Genomic DNA, 24,513 nt, shown 5'->3' on the forward strand with positions numbered 1-24,513 from the left:
CAGGAATTAATCAACACTCGGGCCTGAAATTTGTATCTATTCGATAGCCTCAAAGATGTTGCCCAGGAATATCTCACAGAGCCTCAAATTGAGGCTCTGCGCCAATCTTATGTGGTGGCACGAGATGCCCATGAAGGGCAAACCCGCTCCAGCGGCGAACCTTACATTATCCACCCTGTTGCCGTAGCTCGAATTCTGGCAGAAATGCGTTTGGATTTAGAAACGCTGCAAGCCGCCCTCCTGCATGATGTTATCGAAGATTGTGACGTCACCAAAGAAGACCTCGAAGCTCAGTTTGGCCATGCCGTGGCAGAACTGGTGGACGGCGTTTCGAAGCTCGACAAACTCAAATTCCGCGATCGCAAAGAAGCCCAGGCTGAGAACTTTCGAAAAATGGTCCTGGCCATGGTGCAGGACATTCGCGTCATCCTGATCAAGCTGTCAGACCGGACTCACAACATGCGCACGTTGGGCGCCCTTCGCCCAGACAAAAAACGTCGCATTGCCCGTGAAACACTAGAAATCTACGCCCCGTTGGCACACCGCCTCGGCATTCACAACATCAAAACCGAGCTCGAAGAGCTGGGCTTTGAAGCCCTGTATCCCAACCGTTATCGCGTCCTGAAAGAAGTGGTGAAAGCCGCGCGCGGTAACCGGAAAGAGATGATTCAGCGCATTCACAGTGAAATCGAAGGCCGTTTGCAAGAAGTGGGCTTGCCTGCTCGCGTGGTGGGTCGCGAAAAGAACCTGTTCTCCATCTACAACAAGATGAAAACCAAAGAACAGCGTTTTCACACCATTATGGATATTTACGCGTTCCGCGTGGTGGTCGACACTGCCGATACCTGTTATCGCGTGCTCGGTCAGGTACACAGCCTGTACAAGCCGCGTCCGGGGCGTATGAAAGATTACATCGCCGTCCCCAAAGCCAACGGTTACCAATCCATACACACCTCCATGGTCGGCCCGCACGGCGTGCCGGTGGAAGTGCAGATCCGTACCGAAGACATGGATCAAATGGCAGACAAAGGGGTCGCGGCACACTGGTCTTACAAAGCCAACGGCGATCGCGCTGGCACCACCGCGCAGATTAAAGCGCAGCGCTGGATGCAAAGCCTGCTTGAGCTACAACAAAGCGCCGGTAACTCGTTCGAATTTATTGAAAACGTCAAATCCGATCTGTTCCCAGATGAGATTTACGTCTTCACGCCCAAAGGCCGCATTGTGGAACTGCCTGTCGGCGCCACCGCGGTTGACTTTGCGTATGCGGTGCACACCGATGTGGGCAACACTTGTGTCGGCGCGCGTGTTGATCGCACACCGTACCCACTGAGCAAACCGCTGAAAAACGGCCAAACCGTTGAAATCATCAGCGCGCCGGGCGCTCGCCCGAACGCAGCATGGCTCAACTACGTGGTCACCTCACGTGCGCGCACCAAGATTCGTCAAGTGCTGAAAACCATGCGCCGTGAAGAGTCGATCACCTTAGGCCGCCGTCTGCTCAACCATGCGCTGGGCGACTTGTCTCTGAGTGACATCAGTGAAGACAACATCAAACATGTGCTCAGTGATCTCAAGATCGCGTCTGAAAACGATCTGCTGGCCGCAATTGGTCTGGGTGAGTTGATGAGTATCGTCATCGCACGTCGCCTCCTCGGCGATGCTGACGAACTGACGGAGCTGGACACCAAAGACAGCAAACCGAAGAAGAAACTGCCGATTCGCGGTGCGGAAGGCATTCTGCTGACGTTCGCCAACTGTTGTCATCCAATTCCAGGCGATTCGATCATTGCCCACGTGTCACCGGGCCGAGGTTTGGTGGTCCACCGCGAAACCTGCCCGAACGTGCGCGGTTATCAACGTGAACCGGATAAGTACATGGCCGTGGAATGGAGTCGAGATTACGAGCAAGAGTTCATTGCCGATCTGCGTGTGGACATGCAAAACCGTCAAGGCGCACTCGCTGAGCTGACCAACGTGATCTCCAATACCGGATCGAACATTCATGGCTTGTCGACCGAAGAACGAGATGGTCGCCTCTACACCGTGACGGTCTCGCTGACCACCAAAGATCGCGTCCATCTGGCGGGCATCATGCGTAAAATTCGTGCGATGCCCAATGCGCTGAAAGTCAGGCGCAGAAAGTACTAACTCACACTGTACACTGCCCTTGATAGCCACCTATCAAGGGCTTTTTTATTTTACGAGAGACCCAAATCGTGCCGCCATTTGCCAGCATGTGGGTCCCCCAAGAGTCCTCACCATGAATTTAGATCGTTACGCCCGAATTCAGGAAGTCCTGAAAGCCCGTCAAACCGACTTAACCGTGTGTCTGGAAGAAGTGCACAAACCCAACAATGTCTCCGCCGTGATTCGCACCGCTGATGCCGTCGGCCTGCACAAGATTCACGCCGTGTGGCCAAACGAGCAAATGCGCACCCTCACGCACACCTCAGCGGGCGCGCGCAACTGGGTGGAAGTGGAAACACACAACAGCACGCTGGACGCGATCAAAACCCTGAAAGCGCAAGGCATGCAAGTGCTGGTGACCAACCTATCAGACGACGCGGTCGACTTTCGGGACATCGACTACACCCAACCCACGGCGATCATCGTGGGCAGTGAAAAAGTCGGCATCTCCAAGCAAGCCTTGGCACTGGCCGACCAAGACATCGTGATTCCCATGGTCGGCATGGTGCAATCGCTCAATGTGTCGGTGGCCAGCGCGTTGATCTTGTATGAAGCGCAGCGCCAACGTCAGCAAGCGGGCATGTATGAGCGAGACGAAAGTCCACTGCCCGCAGACACCATCAACCGCATTCTGTTTGAACGCGGCCATCCAGTGCTGGCGAAAGTCGCCAAACGTAAAAAGCTTGCCTACCCATCATTGGATGACGCAGGTCAGATCGTGGCCGACGAAGCATGGTGGAAAGCGATGCAGAGCGCGTAATTGGCCTTTCGTGCCGATTTACCCCTGTACAAATAGACAGCTCAGTGTTTGAATAGCAATTTGATGTTTGAATCGTCACGCCGAGTTTACATCGGGATTTGAGGGGTCACACGTGACTCCGTCCATTGGTTATGTGGTTGAATTTATGTCGCAACTTCTTTCAGCAATTCCATTAAGCTCCCTGTCCGGCGTCGGTGCCAAGGTGGCCGAAAAGCTGGAAAAAATTGGCTTGAACAGCGTTCAAGATTTGCTGTTTCACTTGCCGCTGCGCTATGAAGATCGCACGCGCGTCTACCCCATCATCAAACTGCATCCGGGGCTGTGGGCCGCGGTGCAAGGCAAAGTGATGGCGGTCGACACCACCTTTGGTCGTCGTAAAATGCTGACGGTCAAAATCAGCGATGGCAACGGCACGCTCACGCTGCGTTTTTTCAACTTCACCGCGGGCATGAAGAACAACTTCGCCGACGGTAAGTTAGTACACGCTTACGGCGAAATTAAGCGTGGTAATGGTGGGCTGGAAATCATTCACCCGGATTACAAGTTTTTCGCGCCGGCGCAAAACCCCGATGTCGAACCCAACTTGACCCCGGTTTACCCAACCACCGATGGCCTGCGCCAGCTCACGCTGCGTAACCTCACCGATCAAGCGTTGGCGCTGCTCGACAAAGCCGCAGTACAAGAGTTACTGCCCTCTGGGCTGTATGACCACCAAATCACCCTCGCTCAAGCGCTGCACACCATTCACCGCCCACCGGCAGACATTGACTTAAGCCTGTTTGACGAAGGCCGTCATCCGGCGCAGATTCGCCTGATCATGGAAGAGCTGCTGGCGCAAAACTTATCGATGCTCGCGGTGCGCAGCAAAGGTCAGCAAGACGTCGCGCTGCCGCTGCCGGAGACCCATCAGCTCAAACAACAACTGCTGGCACAACTGCCCTTCTCGCCCACCCAAGCGCAAGCACGCGTGGTGCGTGAAATCGAAGCCGACCTCGCCAAGCCCCACCCGATGATGCGACTGGTGCAAGGCGATGTGGGTTCAGGTAAAACCTTGGTGGCAGCACTGGCGGCCGTGCGCGCACTCGAACACGGCTATCAGGTTGCGCTGATGGCGCCAACTGAACTCTTGGCTGAGCAGCACGCCCTCAACTTTGCCAACTGGTTTGAGCGCATGGGCATTCCCGTTGGCTGGCTGGCGGGGAAACTCAAAGGCAAAGCCAAAGAAGCGGAACTGGCGCGCATCGCCAGTGGCGAAGTCAAAATGGTGGTCGGGACGCATGCGCTGTTTCAAGAGCATGTGGTGTTTGATCACCTGTCGCTGGTCATCATCGATGAGCAGCACCGCTTTGGGGTTCACCAACGTTTAGAACTGCGTGAAAAAGGTGCCAAACAAGGCGCGTACCCGCATCAACTGATCATGACTGCCACGCCGATTCCGCGCACCTTGGCCATGACCGCCTATGCCGATTTGGAAACTTCCATCATCGACGAATTACCTCCCGGCCGAACACCGATTCAAACCGTGGCCATTCCCGACACCAAGCGCGCCGACATCATTGAACGCGTGCGCCATGCGTGCCTGACTGAAGGCAAGCAAGCGTATTGGGTCTGCACCCTGATTGATGAGTCCGAAGTGCTCGAAGCGCAAGCGGCGGCAGACACCGCCGAAGAGCTGCAACGAAAACTGCCAGACCTCAACATTGGTTTGGTGCACGGGCGCATGAAACCGGCCGAAAAGCAGGCCGTGATGCAAGCATTTAAAGACAACCAGCTGCATTTATTGGTTGCCACCACGGTGATTGAAGTCGGGGTGGATGTGCCCAACGCTAGCCTGATGATCATCGAAAACCCAGAACGTTTGGGACTGGCGCAGTTGCACCAGTTGCGTGGCCGTGTGGGTCGCGGCTCGGTGGCCAGCCATTGTGTCCTGCTCTACCATGCGCCGCTGTCAAAAACAGCGCAAAAACGCCTCGGCGTCCTGCGCGAGAGCAACGATGGCTTCGTGATTGCGCAGCGCGATTTAGAAATTCGCGGCCCCGGCGAACTGCTGGGCACCAAGCAGACCGGTTTGGCCGATTTCAAAATCGCCGATCTGGTGCGAGACCAACGCCTGATCCCGGAAGTGCAACGCATCGCCCGCCACATTCACGAACAATACCCCGACAATGCGGTCGCAATCATCGATCGCTGGTTGGGTGAACGCGACGTGTACGCCAAAGCCTAAAACGCGCGAGATCGCCTTCGCCGCTTTTCCTCAAGCGGCGTCCTCACGCCTTGCCAATTGATGCCGATCAATCACGGGCTTCAACCTTCTGGCAAACGTTTGCTTTCTTGAGTAAAACCTCTATAATCGCCGCCAAATTTGAGTAAACGCAAACGTTTACCTTGGGAAGAATCCCCACATCCTGAGCCGGACCTGATTAACAGCAATCACAGATAACGTCCGCGTTCCGCTTCCAATGCCCACTCAGCGCATACGAAGTGACATGACACATTAGGAAACTGCCATGACAACCCAAAACACGCGTAAGTCCGATCTGGTTTACCAGCTCAATGACCGTCCGCCACTGCCACAAACGTTTTTTGCCGCTTTGCAGCACCTGCTGGCGATGTTTGTTGCCGTGATCACCCCATCCCTGATCATCTGTCAGTCACTGGGTGTGCCGGCCGATCAGACCAATACCATCATCAGCATGTCGCTGTTTGCCTCCGGTCTGTCTTCATTCATTCAAATTCGCACCATCGGTCCAATTGGCTCCGGTTTGCTGTCGATTCAAGGCACCAGCTTTAACTTCCTTGGCCCCATCATTGGCGCAGGTTTGGCACTGAAAGCCGGTGGCGCAGACATCGCCACCATGATGGCGGCGATTTTTGGCACCATCCTTGTGGCGTCTTTCGCCGAAATTCTGCTCTCGCGCGTGCTGGAATTTGCCCAGCGCATCATCACCCCGCTGGTCTCTGGCATTGTGGTGACGCTGATTGGCTTGACGCTGGTGCAAGTGGGCTTGGTGTCGATGGGTGGCGGCTATGCGGCGCTGGGCGACGGCACCTTCGGGAGTCTGGATAAACTGGCACTGGCTGGCACCGTGTTGGGGCTGATCGTGCTACTCAACCGTTCACGCAACCCTTACGTGCGTGTGGCATCCATTGTGATTGCCATGCTGGTCGGTTACATCATGGCGTACCTGATGGGCATGGTCGACACCAGCCAACTGGGCGCCACCGAGATGATTGCCCTGCCGATTCCGATGCAATACGGCCTCGGCTTTGACTGGTCACTGTTCATTCCGCTGGTGCTGATTTTCCTTATCACAGCACTGGAAGCCATCGGCGATATCACCGCGACGTCTGAAGTGTCGGGTGAGCCAGTGAAAGGTCCGGTCTACATGAAGCGCATCAAAGGCGGCGTGCTGGCAGACGGCATCAACTCCGCGCTGGCAGCGGTGTTCAACAGCTTCCCGAACTCCACCTTCAGCCAGAACAACGGCGTGATCATGCTGACCGGTGTCGCCAGCCGTTACGTCGGTTACTTCATTTCCGGCATGTTGGTCCTGCTGGGCCTGTTCCCGGGTGTGGCGAGCTTTGTTCAGCTGATTCCAGAACCAGTGCTGGGCGGCGCAACCATCGTGATGTTCGGTACCATCGCTGCGGCGGGTGTGCGCATCATTTCTCGCGTCGACCTCGACCGCCGCGCCATTCTGATCATGGCGCTGTCGTTCTCGATGGGTCTGGGCATCGCGCAAAAACCAGAAATCCTGCAATTTATGCCCGACTTCATTAAGAGCATTTTCTCTTCAGGTGTCGCTGCCGGTGGGATCACCGCGATTCTGCTCAACCTGCTGCTGCCAGAAACGCATGTCACGCGTGAAGACGCGCAAGACGACGTAAAAGAAGCGTAAGTGATGTGCATGCACTGCATAAACGATTGAGACGAAAAAAGCTCGCCAGATGGCGAGCTTTTTTGTGGGTGATGCTTACGTGATAGCCCAACGCCCATGATGGCCAACCCGCGTCGGGTGGCCGTACTTTGGCACATTAGGAACGCATCATCTTCGTTCGTATCAACATCATTCGTATCCACATCATTCGTATCCACGCAATCCGTATCGACGTATCCGTATCAGCGTGTCGGGAAACTGATTTGTGCTTTCAAACCACCCTCGCTGCGATTGTTCACCGCCACCGAGCCGTGATGTTGGCTGATGATGCGCTTCACAATGGCCAGCCCCAATCCCGTGCCTTCACTACCGCGGGCGGTATCGCCCCGAGTAAACGGTTCAAACAGCTTGTTGACCTGCGACGGCTCGATGCCCGGGCCATTGTCTTCCACACACACCCACGCCATTTTTTTATCCACGGTCAGGCCGGTACTCACTTTGACCCAGCCATTGCCGTAACGTAGCGCGTTCACAACCAAGTTGCTCACCGCCCGCTTGATGGCGATGGGGTTACCAAAGGCTGGCACAAATTCAGGGTGCAAACTCACGTCGACTTGCACTTCGTAGCCGCCTTCCGAAGTCGCCACATCGTTGGCAATTTCATTGAGGTCGACTTGTTCAAAGCTCTGTTTATTGACCGGTTTGAGGTAGTCCATGAACTGGCTGATGATCTCGTTGCACTCTTCAGTATCGCTGATAATGCCTTCGGCAAGGTAGCTCTCTTCCGGGGACATCATTTCGGTCGCGAGGCGAATGCGGGTCAGCGGCGTGCGCAAATCATGACTGATGCCCGCCATCAACAGCGCGCGGTCGGCCTCCAGCGCTTGAATGCCCTTAGACATCTGATTAAACGCCCGAGTGACCGAGCGAATTTCACTGGCTCCTTTTTCTGGCAGTGGCGGCGGAATTTCCCCGCGCCCCACCGCTTTAGCCGCTTTTTCCAGCGCGATCAACGGCCGGTTCTGTAAACGAATAAATAACCAACCGCCAACCAGAATCAACACCGCCATCACAATGCTATTGCGAAACAGCGGCGCAAAGTCCTCTTCCTGCAACTCCGACAGCGGAATGCGCAGCACTTGCCCCGGCAGCAGATCGATCTTCATCCACAGCACGTAACTGTCTGGCCCAACGCCCATGCGCACTTCCGTCGGCGAACCGAGTTCTTGCGACATCTCCTCACTCATCAAATCGATGCTGACCGAATGGTTAAAGCCATCCGCCAGTGGGCTGTTTTCGTTAAAAATACTCACGCCAAGCTGCTCCAACACGCGGCGACGCATCGGGACATCCATCGCCAAGCTGTCATCCGCTGGGGTCAGGGAATCATCGAGCATCAGGCTGATTTCATGGCTGAGGATTTTGTTGAACTGCTGCAAACTCGGCATCAGCGCGTAATTAAACAACGCGTAATAGGAGTACGCTTGGCTGGCGATCAGCAGGGTGAAAAACAACAGAATGGTTTGAGTAAATGAGCTGCGAATACGCATGCGACACCTTTTGGGGCAAGGGAAAATTCAGCACCAATATCAGGGCGACACTGGTGCTGCAAGGGGCGTCAGATTAGCTGGCGGCTTTGCCATCGGGAACAAACACGTATCCCAGACCCCACACGGTCTGAATGTAACGCGGTTTGCTTGGATCCACTTCCAGCATGCGGCGCAGGCGGGAAATTTGCACGTCAATCGAGCGTTCCATCGCGGAGTATTCGCGGCCACGTGCCATGTTCATCAGTTTGTCACGCGACAACGGCTCGCGCGCGTTGGTCACCAGAGCTTTGAGCACAGCAAATTCACCCGACGTCAGCGGCATCGCCTCTTCGCCGCGGAACATTTCACGCGTGCCAAGGTTTAAGCGGAATTCACCAAACTCGACCACGGTATCATCTGCGCTTGGCGCACCCGGGGCTTCAATCACCTGACGGCGCAGCACCGCTTTAATGCGTGCCAGCAGTTCACGTGGGTTAAACGGTTTTGGCAGGTAGTCATCGGCGCCCACTTCTAGGCCGACGATACGATCAATTTCATCGCCTTTAGCGGTCAACATCAGAATCGGAATGGCGTTGTTGGCATTGCGTAGACGACGACAAATCGACAGACCATCTTCACCCGGTAGCATCAAATCCAGTACCATCAGGTGAAACGTTTCACGGGTTAACAGGCGGTCCATCTGCTCACTGTTTGCGACGCTGCGCACCTGAAAGCCTTGTTCAGATAAATAACGCTCCAGCAATGCACGCAAACGCGCGTCATCGTCGACGACTAAAATTTTGTAGTTTTCTTGCATGTGTCCTGATCCCACTAATTAAGTGACTGCCCCCGAAAAGACGGGGGCGAGTAAAATGTAACACTGTTATGCGCAGTAAGATTCAAAGAATTGTTAATGTTTATTTCCGCTTACGCCGCATGGCAGCTTGCGTGATGCGGCTTGCCGCGCTCGCGATGCACCAATTTGCTTTTATCATAGTCCATCGCAGGGGAACAACTCGTTTCATACCGCACAAAACAAAAAGCCAGCCACATGGGCTGACTTTCTCATTCATGAGCACACTGGCTTACAGGTCACGGACTAAACGCGCGATCGCGTCCCAGTCGCCGCGGTCCATCAAGTCGGTGGGCACCATCCACGTTCCGCCACAGGCAACCACGGCCGGAATCGACAAATACTCAGCCACATTGCGCGGATTTACGCCGCCCGTTGGCATAAACTGCACGGGGTACACGGCGCACAGCGCTTTGAGCATCGCCACACCGCCCGACGGCTCTGCTGGGAAGAACTTCACCGTGCGCAGACCCAGTTCCATGGCTTGCTCCACCAAGCTTGGGTTGTTCACGCCCGGAACAATCGCAATGCCCCGTTGCTGACAGTATTTCACCGTGGTGGGGTTCAACCCCGGGCTGACGATGAAATCAGCCCCCGCGCTGATCGCTTGATCCACTTGCTGCGTGGTCAGTACGGTGCCCGCACCAATCAACAGCTCTGGGTAGGCGTCGCGCATCAAGCGAATCGATTCCTGCGCTGCGTCGGTACGAAACGTGACTTCGGCACACGGCAAGCCGTTTTCCACCAGCACTTTCGCCAGCGGCACCGCGTGCGCCGCATCATTGATCGCAATGACCGGGACAATTTTGATGTGTTGCAGTCGTTGTTCAAGCGTCATTCTCAGTCCACCTTATAAAATAAAGCTAAGCAGTGCGACAATCGCAAAGGCAATTGTGCCCAGCAGCGTTTCCATCACTGTCCAAGTTTTCAGTGTGGTCTTCTCATCCATTTCCAGCAGGCGAGACACCAGCCAGAAACCCGAATCGTTGAAGTGTGACAACACCGTCGCACCACCGGCAATCGCAATCACGATAAAGCACAGGTCCAGTTCAGTCAGACCGACGGTCTGTGACACAATCGGCGCCATCAGTGCGGCAGTTGTTGTCAGCGCCACGGTTGCCGAACCTTGCGCCACGCGCAAGCAGGTTGAAATCACGAACGCGGCCAAAATCACAGGCATACCGGTGTCGGCCAACACATCCGCCAGTGCTTGGCCAATGCCGCTTGAGCGCAACACGCCACCAAACATCCCACCCGCACCCGTCACCAGAATCACGGCGCAAATCGGAGCCAACGCGTCAGTACACAGTTTTTCCAATTTACCCATGCCGTATTTGCCGGCAAACACGCTCAGACACACCAACAAGGTGATCAGCAACGCAATCGGGGTTTTACCCAGCATTCGCAAGAATTCAATCACCGGTTGCTGGCCATCAATGATGCCGGCCACCGTCAATGTGTTGAGGCCGGTATCCATGAAAATCAGCAGCACAGGCAGCAGCAAGATTAGCAGGACGGTCGAGAACTTCGGCAAATCGGTTTTGTCTTTGAACATCACTTCAGTGTTCAAAAATGCTTTGGAGAGCGGAATGTTGAATTTATTCCCAGCATACAAACCGAACAGGTACGCACCGAAATACCACGTAGGAATCGCGACCAAAATACCGACAATCAGCAGCAGACCCAAGTCCGCACCAAGCAGATCCGACGCGGCCACCGGGCCCGGATGCGGCGGTACAAACGCGTGCATCACCGCAAACGCACCCGCCGCTGGCAACGCGTATTTGAGCGGTGAACCGCCAAAGCGTTTCGCGACACTAAACAGGATCGGCATCATCACAATCAAGCCGGCATCAAAGAAGATCGGGAAACCGAACATCAAGGACGCCACCCCGAGTGCCAACGGCGCACGGTGTTCACCAAAGCGGCCAATCAAAGTATCCGCCAGCACTTTCGCCCCGCCGGTCACTTCAAGAATTTTACCAATCATGGCCCCAAGGCCAACCAGCAGCGCCACCGAGGCCAGCGTGCCGCCAAATCCCGACATCATGGTCGGAACAACTTGCTCACTGGGCATGCCCGTGGCGAGTGCGGTACCAAAGCTCACCAACGTCAGTGAGGCAAAGGCATGCACCTTCAATTTCATGATTAAAACAAGCAGCGCTGTGATGGCACAGGCAGCGATCAGCAACAGATAGGTAGGGTCTGGGCTATGTGCTATTGATTCCATTTTGTTCACCTTTATCAAGGATTGGATGTTTGTGTATTGGGTCACAAATCTTTAAGTTACGGGTAACATGTTACCGATAACACCGATAAGATAAAGTCAATTCTTAGAGCAATTTTCGAAATTGAGATCTCGCTCAGATCTCGTGATTAAGGAGTCTGTATGACGGGTAGCAGCATTATCGTTATGGGTGTAAGTGGCTCTGGCAAAAGCACCATTGGTGCCAATATCGCCCAACGCCTCAACGCAAAATTTATCGATGGTGATGACCTACATCCACGCGCCAACATTCAGAAAATGAGCCGCGGCGAACCACTCAACGACGCGGACCGCGCGCCTTGGCTGGAACGCATTCGCGACGCCGCTTTCAGTTTGGAAAACAAAAGCGAGCGCGGTGTGATTGTCTGCTCGGCGCTGAAAAAATGCTATCGCGACCAAATTCGTGACGGCAACCAGCACGTGACGTTTGTGTTTCTCGATGGCGATAAGTCGCTGATTCTAGAACGCATGCGAGCGCGTCAGGGCCATTTCATGAAAACCGACATGCTCGACAGCCAATTCGCCACGCTGGAACGCCCAAACGCCGACGAGCGCGATGTGCTCATCATCCCCATCGATTGCAGCATTGACGATGTGGTGACACGCGCCGTCGCCGCCCTGAATCAGTTGGAGGCCGTGGCATGACTCAAACACTCATCGCGCAGGTCACCGAGCGCATTCGTCAACGCAGCGCACCGCTGCGCCAACAGTTTCTCGCCAAAACCGCCGCGCAACTTGCCGCCGGGAAGGGCAAAGCCAGCTTGTCGTGCGGTAACTTGGCACACGCCATCGCGGCCTCGTGTAGTCACGAAAAGTCGCATATTTTGGATCTCACACGCTCCAATCTGGCGATTATCACCGCATACAACGACATGCTCAGCGCGCATCAGGTGTACAAAACCTACCCAGACCAAATCAAAGCCACGTTGGCACCACTCGGTCACACCGCGCAAGTGGCCGGCGGCGTCCCCGCAATGTGCGATGGCGTGACCCAAGGTCAACCGGGCATGGACATGTCGCTGTTTTCACGCGATTTGATTGCGCAAACCACGGCGCTGTCGCTGAGTCACAATATGTTTGATGGCACGCTGCTGCTGGGCATCTGCGACAAAATCGCCCCCGGGCAGCTGATGGGCGCCCTCGCCTATGCGCATTTGCCGACCGCATTTATTCCCGCCGGCCCCATGGCTACCGGGATCAGCAACGAAGAAAAAGTCGATGTGCGCCAGAAATACACCGCGGGTCAAGTGGGACGCGACGCACTGCTGGACATGGAATGCAGTTCATATCACTCACCGGGAACCTGCACCTTTTATGGCACGGCCAACACCAACCAATTGGTGTTTGAAGCCATGGGCTTGATGCTACCGGGCTCAGCATTCGTGCCACCGCACTGCGCGCTGCGTCATGCCTTGACCGATTACGCCGCTCAAGCGATTGCTGCGCAAGCACCGGGCACGCCGGGCTATCGTCCACTCAGCGACGTGGTGACCGAAGAGAGCTTGGTCAATGGCGTGGTCGCCTTGCTGGCTTCCGGGGGCAGCACCAACCACACCATTCACATGGTGGCGGTGGCGCGCGCTGCGGGGCTGATTTTAACGTGGCAAGACATCAGCGACTTGTCCGATGTCGTCCCGTTGCTGGTCAACGTTTATCCGAACGGCACCGCCGACATCAACGCGTTTGAAGCCGCCGGCGGCGTCCCAATGCTGATGACGCGCCTCAATGAGCGCGGCCTGCTGCATCAGAATGTGACCCCTGCCATCGGCAGTTTTGAACAGCAACTGCAACGTCCCCAACTGCAAGATGGCCAACTGCAGTGGCATATATGCCACGACACGCTCAACCCGAGCGTGATTGCGCCGCAAGGCGAAGCGTTTCAAACCAGTGGCGGCATTAAAGTGCTGCAAGGCAACTTGGGACAAAGCGTGATCAAGATTTCGGCGGTCAAAGCGCAGCATCACGTGATTGAAGCGCCAGCGAAAGTGTTCGAGTCGCAGCACGATGTCGAAGCGGCTTATCATCGCGGCGAACTCAATCAGGATTGTGTGGTGGTGGTGCGTTACAGCGGCCCGGCAGCCAATGGTATGCCAGAGCTGCACAAACTGATGCCCATTCTGGGCAACGTACAAAAAGCGGGCTATCACGTGGCGCTGGTCACCGACGGCCGTTTATCAGGCGCATCGGGTAAGATTCCAGCGGCGATTCACGTCTCTCCAGAAGCCTTGCGCGGCGGTGCGATTGGCCTGCTACAAGATGGCGATCGTCTTCGTCTCGATGCCACCCACGGTCAACTGACCTGCTTAACGGATTTGACGGGCCGCACCGCGACCTTGCCCGATAGCGAAGCCACGCAACACAGTTGGGGCCGAGAGTTGTTTGCTCAAGCGCGCCATCTGGTGACGGCGGCGGATCAAGGTGCGACGTTTTTGTTCGACGCGCAGTAAAGTCAGGATTACAGGCTGTCGCCTTCGGTGAGGCGATAGCCGAGATCAAACACTTTCTGCTCGACCACGTCACCGGCGAGTGCAGCCAGCAGCAGCTCTGCACTCTTCTTCCCAATGTCATAACGCGGCGTTTCCACACTGGTCAGTTTGGGAATGATCGCCTGACCAATATCCAACGCGTTGTAACCCACCACGCCAATTTGCTCGGGCACCGCAATGCCTTTGTGCGCGCAGTACATCATGGCACCAATCGCCACGTCATCGTTGGTACAAAAAATGGCATCCAGTTGCGGCTCGTCTCGCAAGGCTTTTTCCAGCAGTGCGCCCCCAAGCGTAAAGCTCGAATGCTCACCCGTGGAGACTTGCAGCGGGGTGAGCCCCGCATCGTACATCGCGCGCTCATAACCTTTCATCCGCAAACGGGTTCGCGTATCGAGACGCGCGCCTAAGTACACGATGTGTGTTTTGCCGCGTGCAATCATAGTCTGCACTACCTCGTACGAGGTTTGCTCGTGATCGAGCCCAACCGCCATGTCGATCGGTCGCTCGGGGATTTCCATGGTTTCCACCACCGGAATGCCTGCGGAGTTGAGCATCTGCAAGGTGCGATCCGTATGATTGGTTTCGGTGAGAATCAACCCATCCACACGATACGACAGCAGCGCCGCAATCTTCTCTTCTTCTTCTTTGGCACTGTAGCCGGTGTGCGCGATCAGCGTGTCGTAACCGGCCGCTTTGGTCACCGCTTCAATGCCCTGCACCAAGTGAGCAAACACTTGGTTCGAGAGCGAGGGCAGAATGATGCCAATCGCGCGGCTGGATGATTTGGACAGAATCGCCGGCACGCGGTTCTGAATGTAGCCGAGCTCTTCAATCACTGCCGCGATTTTTTCCTGGGTCTTTTGGGCCACAGAATTGGGATCGCGCAAATAGCGCGAAACGGTCATCTTGGTGATGCCCACTTGGTCGGCAATGTCTTGTAATGTCGGTCTGGTTTTTCGCTGCATAGTTATCCTAATCGGTGCGGCCGGAGCCGCCCTGTCACGACTTCGCTGTCGGCGGGCTATGATAAAACAAGGCCGTAACTGAAACTACGCCAACTTTTCACAAAAGCGCGCCAACTGAGCGATCGCATGCGCATTTACGCATTTTTTTCGTATTCGATGCGGTTGATGAACCACTCTTTTTCGCCGCTAGGTGTGCGCACCACAAATTCGTCATCGACCTCTTTTTTCAGCAGCGCCCGCGCCATCGGCGAGTCGATGGAGATATACTCTTTCACATCATCGCCATAGATTTCTTCGGGGCCAACGATGCGAAATCGCTTCACGTCGCCCGCGCTGTTTTCAATCTCAACCCAAGCGCCAAAGAACACTTTGCCTTCCTGCTGCGGCGAATAATCGACGATTTTCAGCTCTGGGAGTAGCTTGCGCAGAAAACGCACTCGGCGGTCGATTTGACGCAACAGGCGCTTGTTAAAGGTGTAGTCAGCATTCTCGGAACGATCGCCAAGGCTGGCAGCCCAGGTGACAATTTTGGTCACTTCCGGACGGCGTTCATGCCACAAATAGTCGTGCTCTTTTTTGAGTTTCTCATACCCTTCACGGGTGATCAGTTTGGTCTTCATTTACACCTAAATACTCTATCAATCATCAAGTTAACCCTAAAATCACATCATTTTAGGTTGTTTTAGTGCCATAAAAAACACTGTTTTAATAACATAGTAAGATTGTGAATCACTAGCGAGTCTCAATATTATGTCCACTCACGATGCAAAACTCCAAATTCTCTCCAGCGGCAAAGAGCTGCTGGTCTTGATTGCTATGCTGCTGCTTGCACCGCTTGCGCTGTATATTGATCTCACCCTACTGCACAATGACATCGGTGAAATCTCGGTCACTGAAATTTCCCAAGAAGCGCTGATTGCCTTTGCGGCCCTGATGTTCGCGCTTGCCGCCAAGCGCACGCCACAAGCGCGCGGTTTTTATCTGCTGGCGGCCGGCTTCTTCAGCTGTGTGCTGATCCGCGAACTCGACCAACTATTTGATGTAGTTTACCACGGCTTCTGGCTGATCCCGGCGCTGCTGGTCGCGATGGCAAGTATCGGCTACACCGTGCTCTATTGCAGTGACTCCGTGTGGGTGCCCATGGCTGCCTTTACAAAGCAAAGAGAGTATGTGTATATGATCGGCGGATTGCTGATGGTGCTGGTCTTTAGCCGTGTGTTCGGAAGCGGACGCCTGCTGTGGGAACACATCATGGGCCAAGAGTATAATTTTGTATTCAAAAGCGCATTGCAGGAAGGTCTCGAACTGCTGGGCTATACGTGGATGAGTTACGCGGCCTACTACCACTGTTGGCGTCGCCAAACTCAGACCGACGAAATTCAATCTTCTCTGACAAGGCTGATAGACGTTTAAAATAGACTCTGGAGCCCCCACTTCAGAGATTCTGTTGTAAAAAGTGATATCAACCATGAGCTTAGCTATCTGTCAATCGATTGCCAAAGAGCTGAACGTTCGCTCAGAGCAAGTCATCGCCGCCGTCAAACTGATTGACGACGGCAACACCGTGCCGTTTATTGCCCGTTACCGTAAAGAGGTCACCGGCGGTCTGGACGACACTCAATTGCGGACGCTGGACAGCCGCCTCGCGTATTTGCGCGAAATGGACGACCGCCGCCAAACCATTCTGAAATCGATTCAGGATCAGGGCAAACTGACTCCTGAGCTGGAACAAGCGATTCAAGACGCCGACAGCAAAACCCGTCTGGAAGATCTATATCTGCCGTACAAACCCAAACGTCGCACCAAAGGTCAAATCGCGATTGAAGCAGGCCTAGAGCCGCTGGCCGATCAACTGTGGACGCAGCCGGAAACGGATCCAGAGCGCGAAGCGGCACGTTACATCGCCGCCGACAAAGGCATCGACGACACCAAAGCCGCACTCGACGGCGCACGCGCCATCGTGATGGAACGCATCGCTGAAGATGCGAACCTGCTGGAAAAAATCCGTCAGCACCTGACACGCAACGCTGAAATCGTCTCGCGCGTCGTAGAAGGAAAAGAACGGGACGGCGAGAAATTCAAAGATTATTTCGACCACCACGAACCCATCAGCAAAGTGCCGTCGCACCGCGCGTTGGCGATGCTGCGCGGCCGCAATGAAGGCTTCCTGACCCTAACGCTCAACGCCGATCCTGAATTGGAAGAGACCGCACGTCAGTCCTACTGTGAAACCCTGATTGCCGAGCATTACGGCATTCACCTCAGCCAAGCGGCAGCCGATGCCTGGCGCAAACAGGTGATCAGTTGGTCATGGCGCATCAAAGTGTCGATGCACATGGAAACTGAACTGATGGGCGCGATGAAAGAGCGGGCTGAAATCGACGCCATCGACGTGTTCGCCACCAACCTGAAAGATTTGCTGATGGCGGCGCCGGCAGGCCCGCGTGCCACCCTTGGCCTCGACCCCGGCCTGCGCACCGGCTGTAAAGTCGCTGTGGTGGATGCCACGGGTAAAGTGCTGGCAACCGACACCATCTACCCGCACCAACCGCACAATCAATATGACCGCGCGATGGCGAGCGTGGCGGCGCTGGTGAAGCAACACCATGTCGATCTGATTGCGATCGGAAACGGCACCGCCTCGCGTGAAACCGACGCATTTACCGCCGACCTCATCAAGCGTGGCAACCTCAACGTGCAAAAAGTCATCGTGAGTGAAGCGGGCGCCTCGGTGTACTCGGCGTCTGAGTTGGCAGCCAACGAATTCCCTTATCTGGATGTGTCGCTGCGCGGCGCAGTCTCCATCGCCCGCCGCCTGCAAGACCCATTGGCCGAGCTGGTGAAAATCGATCCGAAATCCATCGGTGTGGGCCAATATCAACATGACGTGAGCCAATCAATGCTCGCCAAACGACTCGATGCCGTGGTGGAAGACTGTGTGAACGCCGTGGGTGTGGATGTCAACACCGCCTCTCCGGCGCTGCTCACGCGTGTCGCAGGTCTGTCGAGCACGCTGGCACAAAACATCGTCGACTACCGCGATGAGAACGGTCGCTTTGATTCACGCAGCGCGCTGAAAAAAGTCGCACGTTTGGGGCCCAAAGCGTTTGAACAGTGTGCCGGCTTCCTGCGCATCATGGGTGGTAAAAACCCGCTCGATGCCTCTGCGGTGCACCCGGAAGCGTACCCTGTGGTGAAAAACATCGCCGAGAAAAACCAAAAAGCGATCCAAGCGCTGATTGGGAACAGCGAGTTTCTGCGCAACCTGCGCGCGGTCGATTACACTGACGAACACTTTGGGGTGCCGACCGTGAGCGACATCATCAAGGAACTCGACAAGCCGGGTCGTGACCCGCGTCCTGAGTTCAAAACCGCGACCTTCGCCGAAGGCGTGAATGAAGTGTCGGACCTCGAAATCGGCATGGTGCTGGAAGGCGTGGTGTCGAACGTCGCCAACTTTGGCGCGTTTGTCGACATCGGCGTGCATCAGGACGGTTTGGTGCACATCTCTGCGCTGACCGATCGTTTTGTTTCCGATCCTCGCGACGTGGTCAAAGCGGGCGACATCGTGAAAGTCAAAGTGATGGAAGTCGACGTGCAGCGCAAACGCATCGCTCTGTCTATGCGTTTGAACGATGAACCGGGTCAGGAAAGCCGCCCAGCACGCAGCAGCCAGCCGCGTCAAGAGCGTGCACCGCGTCGTCGTGATGAACCCGCCAACACCGGGGGTGCCATGAGTGGCGCCTTTGCGGCAGCCTTTGCCAAAGCGAAGAAATAAGCGCCATTGCGCTGAAAAAGAAAATCCCCAACGGCGTACGCTGCTGGGGATTTTTTTGTGCGTGTCTCATCGCAAGCGATGACTACAAGACCGCAATCACTTCTGAGGGCGTATTGGGCGCCACGGCATGGCCGTAATGGAATTTGATCACGGTGCGCCGCTTGGCCATTTTGCCTTCAGTTATCGCAGCATCAATCACGCGTTTCGGCAACCGAAACCGCATTGCATAACCTTTGCCCTGCGCGTTGCTGTAGGTCGACAAAGCCAGCAGGTCGAATAATCGCTCCAACTCACTTTTCGGCTCGTCATACGGGCGTACCGTGGTCTCGGCCTCCTGATCCAGCTCATAGCCGGGGTGTTCAGACGGATCCCAAGACGACTGCTTGCGCCGTTTGTCATCGCCTTTGACCTTACGCTCAGCATTGGGTTTGGTCAGCTCTACCGTCGGCATCACAGGTTCACGGACTCGGTTGTCACGCGCAGCCTGCTCTGTCGGCACGTTAACTGATGGGGCGATAAGTGGCACGCTGACATTTGTCGGTGACACGATCATAGCCGAAACCTCCTCAGTATCGCCCGGCCCGGTCGGCGCGTTCACGCGTCTGGGTTAGCTTATTTATCGACCAACCACCGCAAACGTTTAGCGTTATTTCAATGCCATCGTCGCTTTTGCGCCAAAATTTACATTTCTCTGCTAAACGCCACCAGTTGCTGACAAAACGCTTCGAGTTCGGTCATAAACGGCGCATGGGATGATTCGGTAAAAATGTACTGCTGACTGTGCGGCACCACGTGGGCCAGATCGTGCGCCACTTTGACTGGCACCAATCCATCCAAACGGCCATACAAACGCAGCAGCGGCATCGACAAATGCGGCAGTTGGTCACGCAGGTCGACTTCGGCCAGCATGTTCAACCCCGCCAGCAGAGACTGCGGATTCGGGCTCGGGCGCGATAACACCGCATGCTTGAGGGTTTTCACATCTTGACGTGCCGAGGGACTGCCCATCGCTTGCAGCGCCATAAAGCGTTCGATCGTGGCTTGGAAATCGTCCACCAGCTGATCAGTAAACGCACTCAGCACTTGAGGTTGAATACCGCGCCAAGGGCGTTCGGCGGCAAATTTCGGAGACGAGGCCACCGTGACCAATTTGGCCACGTACTCGCGATGATACAGCGCCATGTGCGTGGCCACTAACCCGCCGAGCGACCAACCCACCCAAATCGCTTGCTTGGGCGCATGCTCCAACAAGCGCTGCGCAATGGCGTCGAGCGAGTCGGCGTGTTGCTCGGCGCTGTGTCCGTAGCCCGGTAAATCGACCACATGCACGCGAAAATGCGCGGCCAGCGCGTCTGCCGTTTGTTGCCATACCGCTCCGTTCATGCCCCAACCGTGCACCAACACCAGATCCGGGCCACTGCCGGTGACCTGCCAATACAACGCCGCTGCCATCGTCACATGCTCTCCTACTTATTCCATGCACACTGTGCCTTGGCCTGTCGCGATGATAGCGACACGCCTTGTCAATTTGGTCTGCTATGTTAACCAATCGCTTTCAAAAAACCATGTTTTCCTGGCTGGCGCCCGCCTGCCAACTGTGCGGCTTAGCGCTACACGCGCCGACCAAACCCAGGCTGTGTGCGGCATGTCTGGCGTGGTATGCCCCCACACCGCGCTGCGCTCGCTGCGGCCTGCCTTGTGAAAGTGCCACCGCGCAGTGCGGCCAGTGCCTGAGCACGCCGCCGCCGTGGCATCAGCTGGTCTGTGTAGGCGATTACCGCTTTCCTCTCAGCCACAGCGTGCATCAGCTCAAGTATCAGCGCCAGTTTTGGCAAGCGCGGCCCCTGGCTGCATTACTCGCGCCCAGAATCACCACGCCTGCGCCGCTGATCACGTGCGTACCGTTGCATTGGCGTCGCCAACTGCGGCGCGGCTTCAATCAAAGTGATGTGTTGGCACGTCAGCTCGCCCAGCATTTGGGCAGCGAGTATGACCCGCAGCTGTTTTCTCGCCCGCACGCCACGGTGCCACAACACGGCTTGGACAAAGTGCAGCGGCGACGCAACCTCAACCGTGCCTTTGTGTTAAACCACGAGCCGTGCCAGCAACACGTAGCGATTGTCGACGATGTCGTCACCACTGGCAGCACCGTACGGCAATTATGCAATTTACTACTTGAAGTGGGCGTCAAAAGCCTCGATATTTACTGTATCTGCCGTACTCCTGAACCAAGCGACTAGCCCGAGCACAACACCCTGTGCACAAAAAAGGGCTGGATCCTCGGCTCGACAGGAGTAGAATGGTGACTAAATAGCCTACAATTTTACTCAGGTATTCGTCGTGTCAAATCCTATTACTATTACAGAATCTGCCCAGTCTCACTTTGCTAAGCTGCTTGCTCAGCAACCAGACGGTACTAACATTCGTGTGTTCGTGGTTAACCCGGGCACTCAAAATGCGGAATGTGGCGTGTCGTACTGCCCGCCTGAGGCTGTGGAAGCTACCGATACAGAAATCACATACAGCGATTTTTCTGCGTATGTGGATGAGCTGAGCCTGCCATTTTTGGAAGAAGCCGTGATCGACTTCGTGACAGATAAAATGGGCTCACAACTGACGCTGAAAGCCCCGAACGCCAAAATGCGTAAAGTGGCTGACGATGCGCCACTGATGGAGCGCGTGGAATACGCGATTCAAACTCAAGTGAACCCACAGCTTGCAGGCCACGGTGGTCACGTCCAACTGCTAGAAATCTCAGACGACGGCGTAGCACTGGTTCAGTTCGGCGGCGGTTGTAACGGCTGTTCGATGGTCGACGTCACGCTCAAAGAAGGCATTGAGAAAGAACTGCTGGCGCAGTTCGAAGGTGAGCTGACCGCGGTGCGCGATTCTACCGAACACGATCGGGGCGAGCACTCTTACTACTGAGTCCCCAACCGAAAAAAGCTGATGCGTGCATCAGCTTTTTTTATTTTCTGCGCCTGTACGCAGGGTTGCAGATAAAGAGTAATATGTTCACTCATCCGTTTTTCTCATATAGTAGGAAAACATTTGAATGCGAAGGAGTTAACGTATGCCATCTAAATCATTACCGGAGATTTTGGCCCGTAATACGGTTGCCAAATCGAGACTATTTGCCATCGAGGCGCTCGACCTCCGTTTTTCGAATGGTGAGCAACGTACCTACGAACGCATGAAGCCCAGTGGCCGCAACGCCGTGATGATGGTGCCCATCACCGAGAACGGCGATCTCCTGCTGGTGCGCGAATACGCCGCAGGCACTGAAAACTATGAACTGGGGTTTCCCAAAGGGCTGATTGACCCGGGCGAATCGGCGCAAGAAGCCGCTGTGCGCGAACTCAAAGAAGAGATCGGGTTTGGCGCGCACTCGCTGACACCGCTGAAAGATGTGGTGTTGGCGCCATCGTATTTTTCCAGCCGCATGACCCTCTTCATCGCTCAGGATCTATACTCAGAACAATTGGAAGGCGATGAGCCAGAGCCGCTGGAACTCGTGCGCTGGCCCCTCGCTCAAGCCGAAGAGTTGCTGACTCACTTAGATTTTAGCGAAGCTCGCAGCATCACTGCACTATTGCTCGCGCTGCGCCACTTGCAATCCTGACCCGCAGCGCTAAAGGAAAGAGTATGCCTACCGCCAAAGATCTGTCTCATTTATTGCCCGATGTGATTAGCATCGCGCGTTCTGCTGGGCAATTGATCCTCGAGATTTACGAGAAAAAATCCTACGAAGCGTTCACCAAAAGCGACGAAACCCCCGTCACCAGCGCCGATTTAGCGGCGCACAAACTGGTGGTCGAACGCCTGAGTGAACTGACACCGGATATTCCAGTGCTGTCGGAAGAAGCCGCCAACATCAGCCTCACCACGCGTGAAACGTGGCAACGCTACTGGTTGGTGGACCCGCTCGATGGCACACAAGAATTCATTGCCCGTAGCGGCGATTTCGCCACCATTATCGCGTTGGTTGAGAATAACCGTCCGGTGATGGGCGTGGTGTACGGCCCGGTCTCTGGCGTCACGTACTACGCGTATAGCGGCAAAGGGGCGTGGAAGATTCCGGACATGTCGGAAAGCCTGCGTATTGAAACCCACACGCATGAGCTGCCGGGGCAGTCGATTGCAATTGCCATCAGCCGCCGTCAGGACATCAACCGCATCACCAGTCGTTTAAGCAGCCAGTGGAACTATGAGTTGGTGCCACTCGGCTCGGCAGCGCTCAAAGCATGTCTGGTCGCTGAAGGCGCCGTGGACTGCTACTTGCGCCTGGGGCCAACGGGCGAATGGGACACCGCTGCGACACAATGCATCGTCGAAGAAGCGGGCGGGCGCATTCTCAGCACGCAGTTAGAACCGTTGTCCTACAATGAGCGGGATACGCTGGAAAATCCGAACTTTATTGTGCTGGGCGATGCCAACTTGCCGTGGGATCAGATTCTCAAGGTGAAAGATTAACGAGCAAAAAGGGCGAGATGAACTCGCCCTTTTGTTTGTACGGTTATATTGTTTGCACGGTTATAACTGCCCTTGACGGGAAAACTGAAAGCGGCCTTGACCATCGGGACGCGGCAGGTACTTCAACTGCTCCGCCATCGCGGCGGGGAAGTCGGCCCCCGGCTTAAACCAAGCTTGCGCATTAAACCGGCGTTTGGCATTCAACTCTGCGCTGAATTCGCTACTGACCTGCGCGCTCTGCTGGCCCCCTTTCACCGTCACCACGTTATTGTCACACGTGACATCGGCCATCACCGGCCCCATGCTGAGATCCCCCAACGGTGACCCCATCATGCTTTGCGCCCATACCAATGTGCCGTTGGCCGCACCGCACCACGGCGCCGCGTATTGGTAATCACGCACGGTCAGTTCCACTTGGCCCTGCGCGCTGATTGGCAGCGGTAACGCAAGCGTCTGCATCAGGGTCGCCGCCGGGGCCGAGAGCACCACATCCTCGGCAAACGGCCCAGACATGCCGTAACCGATCACGCCTTTGCCGCGCACATCCAAATCGCTTCCGCGACCAAAACGCACCGCCACCTTCGCTTTCGCGCTCAGCAATGACGACCACTGCAACTGCCAGCTCAACGCACCAAGCTGATTGCGTTGCCAACGCACCTGAGTCGCGCTGCCCTGCCACCAACGCCCCTGCACACCTTGCAGTTCCAGCCCTGCAGGCAGCGGAACCGCTTTGATTACCACCGCGGCAGGCAAATGCACAATGGCACTCACCACAAAGACCACCACAAATAGGGCGACAAAGCTTAATCCTTGTTTCATGACGTGCCCCGTTTTAATTGCAGCCGTTTAACCTCAACCACACCGGACACTTTGCCGCGGTCGAGATCCATATATTCAACATCCACACCCTGTTTCTCTTTGAGGTACGCAATCCACGCCACCAATTGAGAAAACGGCAGCGGCTGAACCCACACTTGCATCATGTCACCGCGAGGCTGAACTCGAATCAACTCAATGTTGAATTGACGCGTGGAGTTGGTGATCACCTGATTGAGTGTTTGCGACGTGCGCGCCACACCGCCTTGCCCCCGCAGCGCCACGATGTCATCCGCCGTGGATTGAACCCATTGCAGTAACTGCTGCTCAGACACGATGCGTGCTTTGGCCGCGTCACTGCGCTGTTGCAGCGGCTGGAGAATGCCCCAGTATAAAACCCCAAGGAATAACAGGCCGCCACACATCAGCACCAAACGCTGTTCGCGTTGGCTGATGCCACTCCACCAAGTCTGGAGCGACGCTTGAAGTGGGCCGAGTAAATTCTTCATGTTCTGC

At 55.5% G+C, this 24,513-nt stretch carries 22 protein-coding genes; 12 read left to right on the forward strand and 10 right to left on the reverse strand.

Going from position 1 to position 24,513, the window contains the following annotated elements; all coding sequences use genetic code 11:
* The first annotated feature begins 30 nt into the window (after positions 1–30).
* The 4 genes from spoT (at position 31) to ACS18Q_RS13815 (ending at position 6,849) form a co-directional block, all read left to right on the forward strand.
* Entirely contained in the window at positions 31–2,151 is a 2,121-nt protein-coding gene (gene spoT, locus ACS18Q_RS13800; protein WP_014204296.1) for a bifunctional GTP diphosphokinase/guanosine-3',5'-bis pyrophosphate 3'-pyrophosphohydrolase, read from the forward strand.
* A gap of 112 nt (positions 2,152–2,263) precedes the next feature.
* Positions 2,264–2,950 (forward strand): tRNA (guanosine(18)-2'-O)-methyltransferase TrmH, encoded by a 687-nt coding sequence (gene trmH / locus ACS18Q_RS13805; protein ID WP_004728485.1) that lies wholly within the window; start codon positions 2,264–2,266, stop codon positions 2,948–2,950.
* Between the two features lie 145 nt (positions 2,951–3,095).
* Positions 3,096–5,174, forward strand: a complete 2,079-nt coding sequence (gene recG / locus ACS18Q_RS13810) for an ATP-dependent DNA helicase RecG (RefSeq protein ID WP_038152632.1) — start codon at positions 3,096–3,098, stop codon at positions 5,172–5,174.
* A gap of 283 nt (positions 5,175–5,457) precedes the next feature.
* The gene (locus tag ACS18Q_RS13815) at positions 5,458–6,849 is read left to right on the forward strand and encodes a uracil-xanthine permease family protein (protein WP_004728483.1); all 1,392 of its coding nucleotides are present in this window, start codon (positions 5,458–5,460) and stop codon (positions 6,847–6,849) included.
* A gap of 221 nt (positions 6,850–7,070) precedes the next feature.
* On the opposite strand, the gene envZ is transcribed toward ACS18Q_RS13815, so the two are convergent.
* The 4 genes from envZ to ACS18Q_RS13835 all read right to left on the reverse strand — a co-directional run bounded on the left by envZ (position 7,071) and on the right by ACS18Q_RS13835 (position 11,440).
* A complete protein-coding gene (gene envZ / locus ACS18Q_RS13820) occupies positions 7,071–8,378 on the reverse strand; it encodes a two-component system sensor histidine kinase EnvZ (RefSeq protein WP_004728482.1) in 1,308 nt (435 codons plus the stop codon).
* Between the two features lie 73 nt (positions 8,379–8,451).
* Positions 8,452–9,174, reverse strand: coding sequence for an osmolarity response regulator transcription factor OmpR (gene ompR, locus ACS18Q_RS13825; RefSeq protein ID WP_014204292.1), 723 nt, complete (start codon positions 9,172–9,174; stop codon positions 8,452–8,454).
* A 268-nt stretch (positions 9,175–9,442) separates the two neighbouring features.
* Positions 9,443–10,048 (reverse strand): bifunctional 4-hydroxy-2-oxoglutarate aldolase/2-dehydro-3-deoxy-phosphogluconate aldolase, encoded by a 606-nt coding sequence (locus tag ACS18Q_RS13830; protein ID WP_004728480.1) that lies wholly within the window; start codon positions 10,046–10,048, stop codon positions 9,443–9,445.
* Between the two features lie 12 nt (positions 10,049–10,060).
* A complete protein-coding gene (locus tag ACS18Q_RS13835; protein WP_441257168.1) occupies positions 10,061–11,440 on the reverse strand; it encodes a GntP family permease in 1,380 nt (459 codons plus the stop codon).
* 159 nt (positions 11,441–11,599) lie between these two features.
* Here ACS18Q_RS13835 and ACS18Q_RS13840 point away from each other — a divergent pair, with 159 nt between their 5' ends.
* The gene (locus tag ACS18Q_RS13840) at positions 11,600–12,121 is read left to right on the forward strand and encodes a gluconokinase (RefSeq protein ID WP_055465858.1); all 522 of its coding nucleotides are present in this window, start codon (positions 11,600–11,602) and stop codon (positions 12,119–12,121) included.
* Positions 12,118–13,923, forward strand: coding sequence for a phosphogluconate dehydratase (gene edd, locus ACS18Q_RS13845; RefSeq protein WP_441257169.1), 1,806 nt, complete (start codon positions 12,118–12,120; stop codon positions 13,921–13,923). The genes ACS18Q_RS13840 and edd overlap by 4 nt, the downstream gene beginning before the upstream one ends.
* 8 nt (positions 13,924–13,931) lie before the next feature.
* Here edd and ACS18Q_RS13850 read toward each other — a convergent pair whose 3' ends face one another.
* Positions 13,932–14,930 (reverse strand): substrate-binding domain-containing protein, encoded by a 999-nt coding sequence (locus ACS18Q_RS13850; protein WP_004728476.1) that lies wholly within the window; start codon positions 14,928–14,930, stop codon positions 13,932–13,934.
* A 134-nt stretch (positions 14,931–15,064) separates the two neighbouring features.
* Entirely contained in the window at positions 15,065–15,550 is a 486-nt protein-coding gene (gene greB, locus ACS18Q_RS13855; protein WP_004728475.1) for a transcription elongation factor GreB, read from the reverse strand.
* A 130-nt stretch (positions 15,551–15,680) separates the two neighbouring features.
* Between greB and ACS18Q_RS13860 the strand changes: the two genes are divergently transcribed.
* On the forward strand, positions 15,681–16,343 hold the full coding sequence (locus ACS18Q_RS13860; RefSeq protein WP_417870758.1) for a hypothetical protein: 663 nt from the start codon (positions 15,681–15,683) through the stop codon (positions 16,341–16,343).
* Positions 16,344–16,398: 55 nt separating this feature from the next.
* Positions 16,399–18,708 (forward strand): Tex family protein, encoded by a 2,310-nt coding sequence (locus ACS18Q_RS13865; RefSeq protein WP_441257170.1) that lies wholly within the window; start codon positions 16,399–16,401, stop codon positions 18,706–18,708.
* Positions 18,709–18,790: 82 nt separating this feature from the next.
* On the opposite strand, the gene ACS18Q_RS13870 is transcribed toward ACS18Q_RS13865, so the two are convergent.
* Both ACS18Q_RS13870 and bioH read right to left on the reverse strand, forming a co-directional pair.
* Positions 18,791–19,261: a hypothetical protein gene (locus ACS18Q_RS13870; protein WP_004728470.1), complete on the reverse strand. Its 471-nt coding sequence runs from the start codon at positions 19,259–19,261 to the stop codon at positions 18,791–18,793.
* Between the two features lie 128 nt (positions 19,262–19,389).
* Positions 19,390–20,160, reverse strand: coding sequence for a pimeloyl-ACP methyl ester esterase BioH (bioH, locus tag ACS18Q_RS13875; protein ID WP_441257650.1), 771 nt, complete (start codon positions 20,158–20,160; stop codon positions 19,390–19,392).
* 86 nt (positions 20,161–20,246) lie between these two features.
* Here bioH and ACS18Q_RS13880 point away from each other — a divergent pair, with 86 nt between their 5' ends.
* From ACS18Q_RS13880 to cysQ, 4 genes are all read left to right on the forward strand, one after another.
* Entirely contained in the window at positions 20,247–20,948 is a 702-nt protein-coding gene (locus tag ACS18Q_RS13880) for a phosphoribosyltransferase family protein (protein WP_238773826.1), read from the forward strand.
* A gap of 100 nt (positions 20,949–21,048) precedes the next feature.
* Positions 21,049–21,636: a Fe-S biogenesis protein NfuA gene (nfuA, locus tag ACS18Q_RS13885; RefSeq protein ID WP_038152592.1), complete on the forward strand. Its 588-nt coding sequence runs from the start codon at positions 21,049–21,051 to the stop codon at positions 21,634–21,636.
* Between the two features lie 145 nt (positions 21,637–21,781).
* Positions 21,782–22,330: an ADP compounds hydrolase NudE gene (gene nudE / locus ACS18Q_RS13890; RefSeq protein ID WP_004728462.1), complete on the forward strand. Its 549-nt coding sequence runs from the start codon at positions 21,782–21,784 to the stop codon at positions 22,328–22,330.
* A gap of 23 nt (positions 22,331–22,353) precedes the next feature.
* On the forward strand, positions 22,354–23,181 hold the full coding sequence (cysQ, locus tag ACS18Q_RS13895) for a 3'(2'),5'-bisphosphate nucleotidase CysQ (RefSeq protein ID WP_004728460.1): 828 nt from the start codon (positions 22,354–22,356) through the stop codon (positions 23,179–23,181).
* Between the two features lie 60 nt (positions 23,182–23,241).
* On the opposite strand, the gene ACS18Q_RS13900 is transcribed toward cysQ, so the two are convergent.
* Together ACS18Q_RS13900 and ACS18Q_RS13905 are read right to left on the reverse strand one after the other, a co-directional pair.
* Positions 23,242–24,000 (reverse strand): type II secretion system protein N, encoded by a 759-nt coding sequence (locus ACS18Q_RS13900; protein WP_441257171.1) that lies wholly within the window; start codon positions 23,998–24,000, stop codon positions 23,242–23,244.
* A complete protein-coding gene (locus ACS18Q_RS13905; protein ID WP_158141343.1) occupies positions 23,997–24,506 on the reverse strand; it encodes a type II secretion system protein M in 510 nt (169 codons plus the stop codon). The genes ACS18Q_RS13900 and ACS18Q_RS13905 overlap by 4 nt, the downstream gene beginning before the upstream one ends.
* Between the last annotated feature and the right edge of the window lie 7 nt (positions 24,507–24,513).

Origin of the sequence: Vibrio sp. Vf1514, assembly GCF_052076135.1 — a bacterium.
In the GTDB taxonomy this organism is placed as follows: Bacteria; Pseudomonadota; Gammaproteobacteria; order Enterobacterales; family Vibrionaceae; genus Vibrio; species Vibrio furnissii.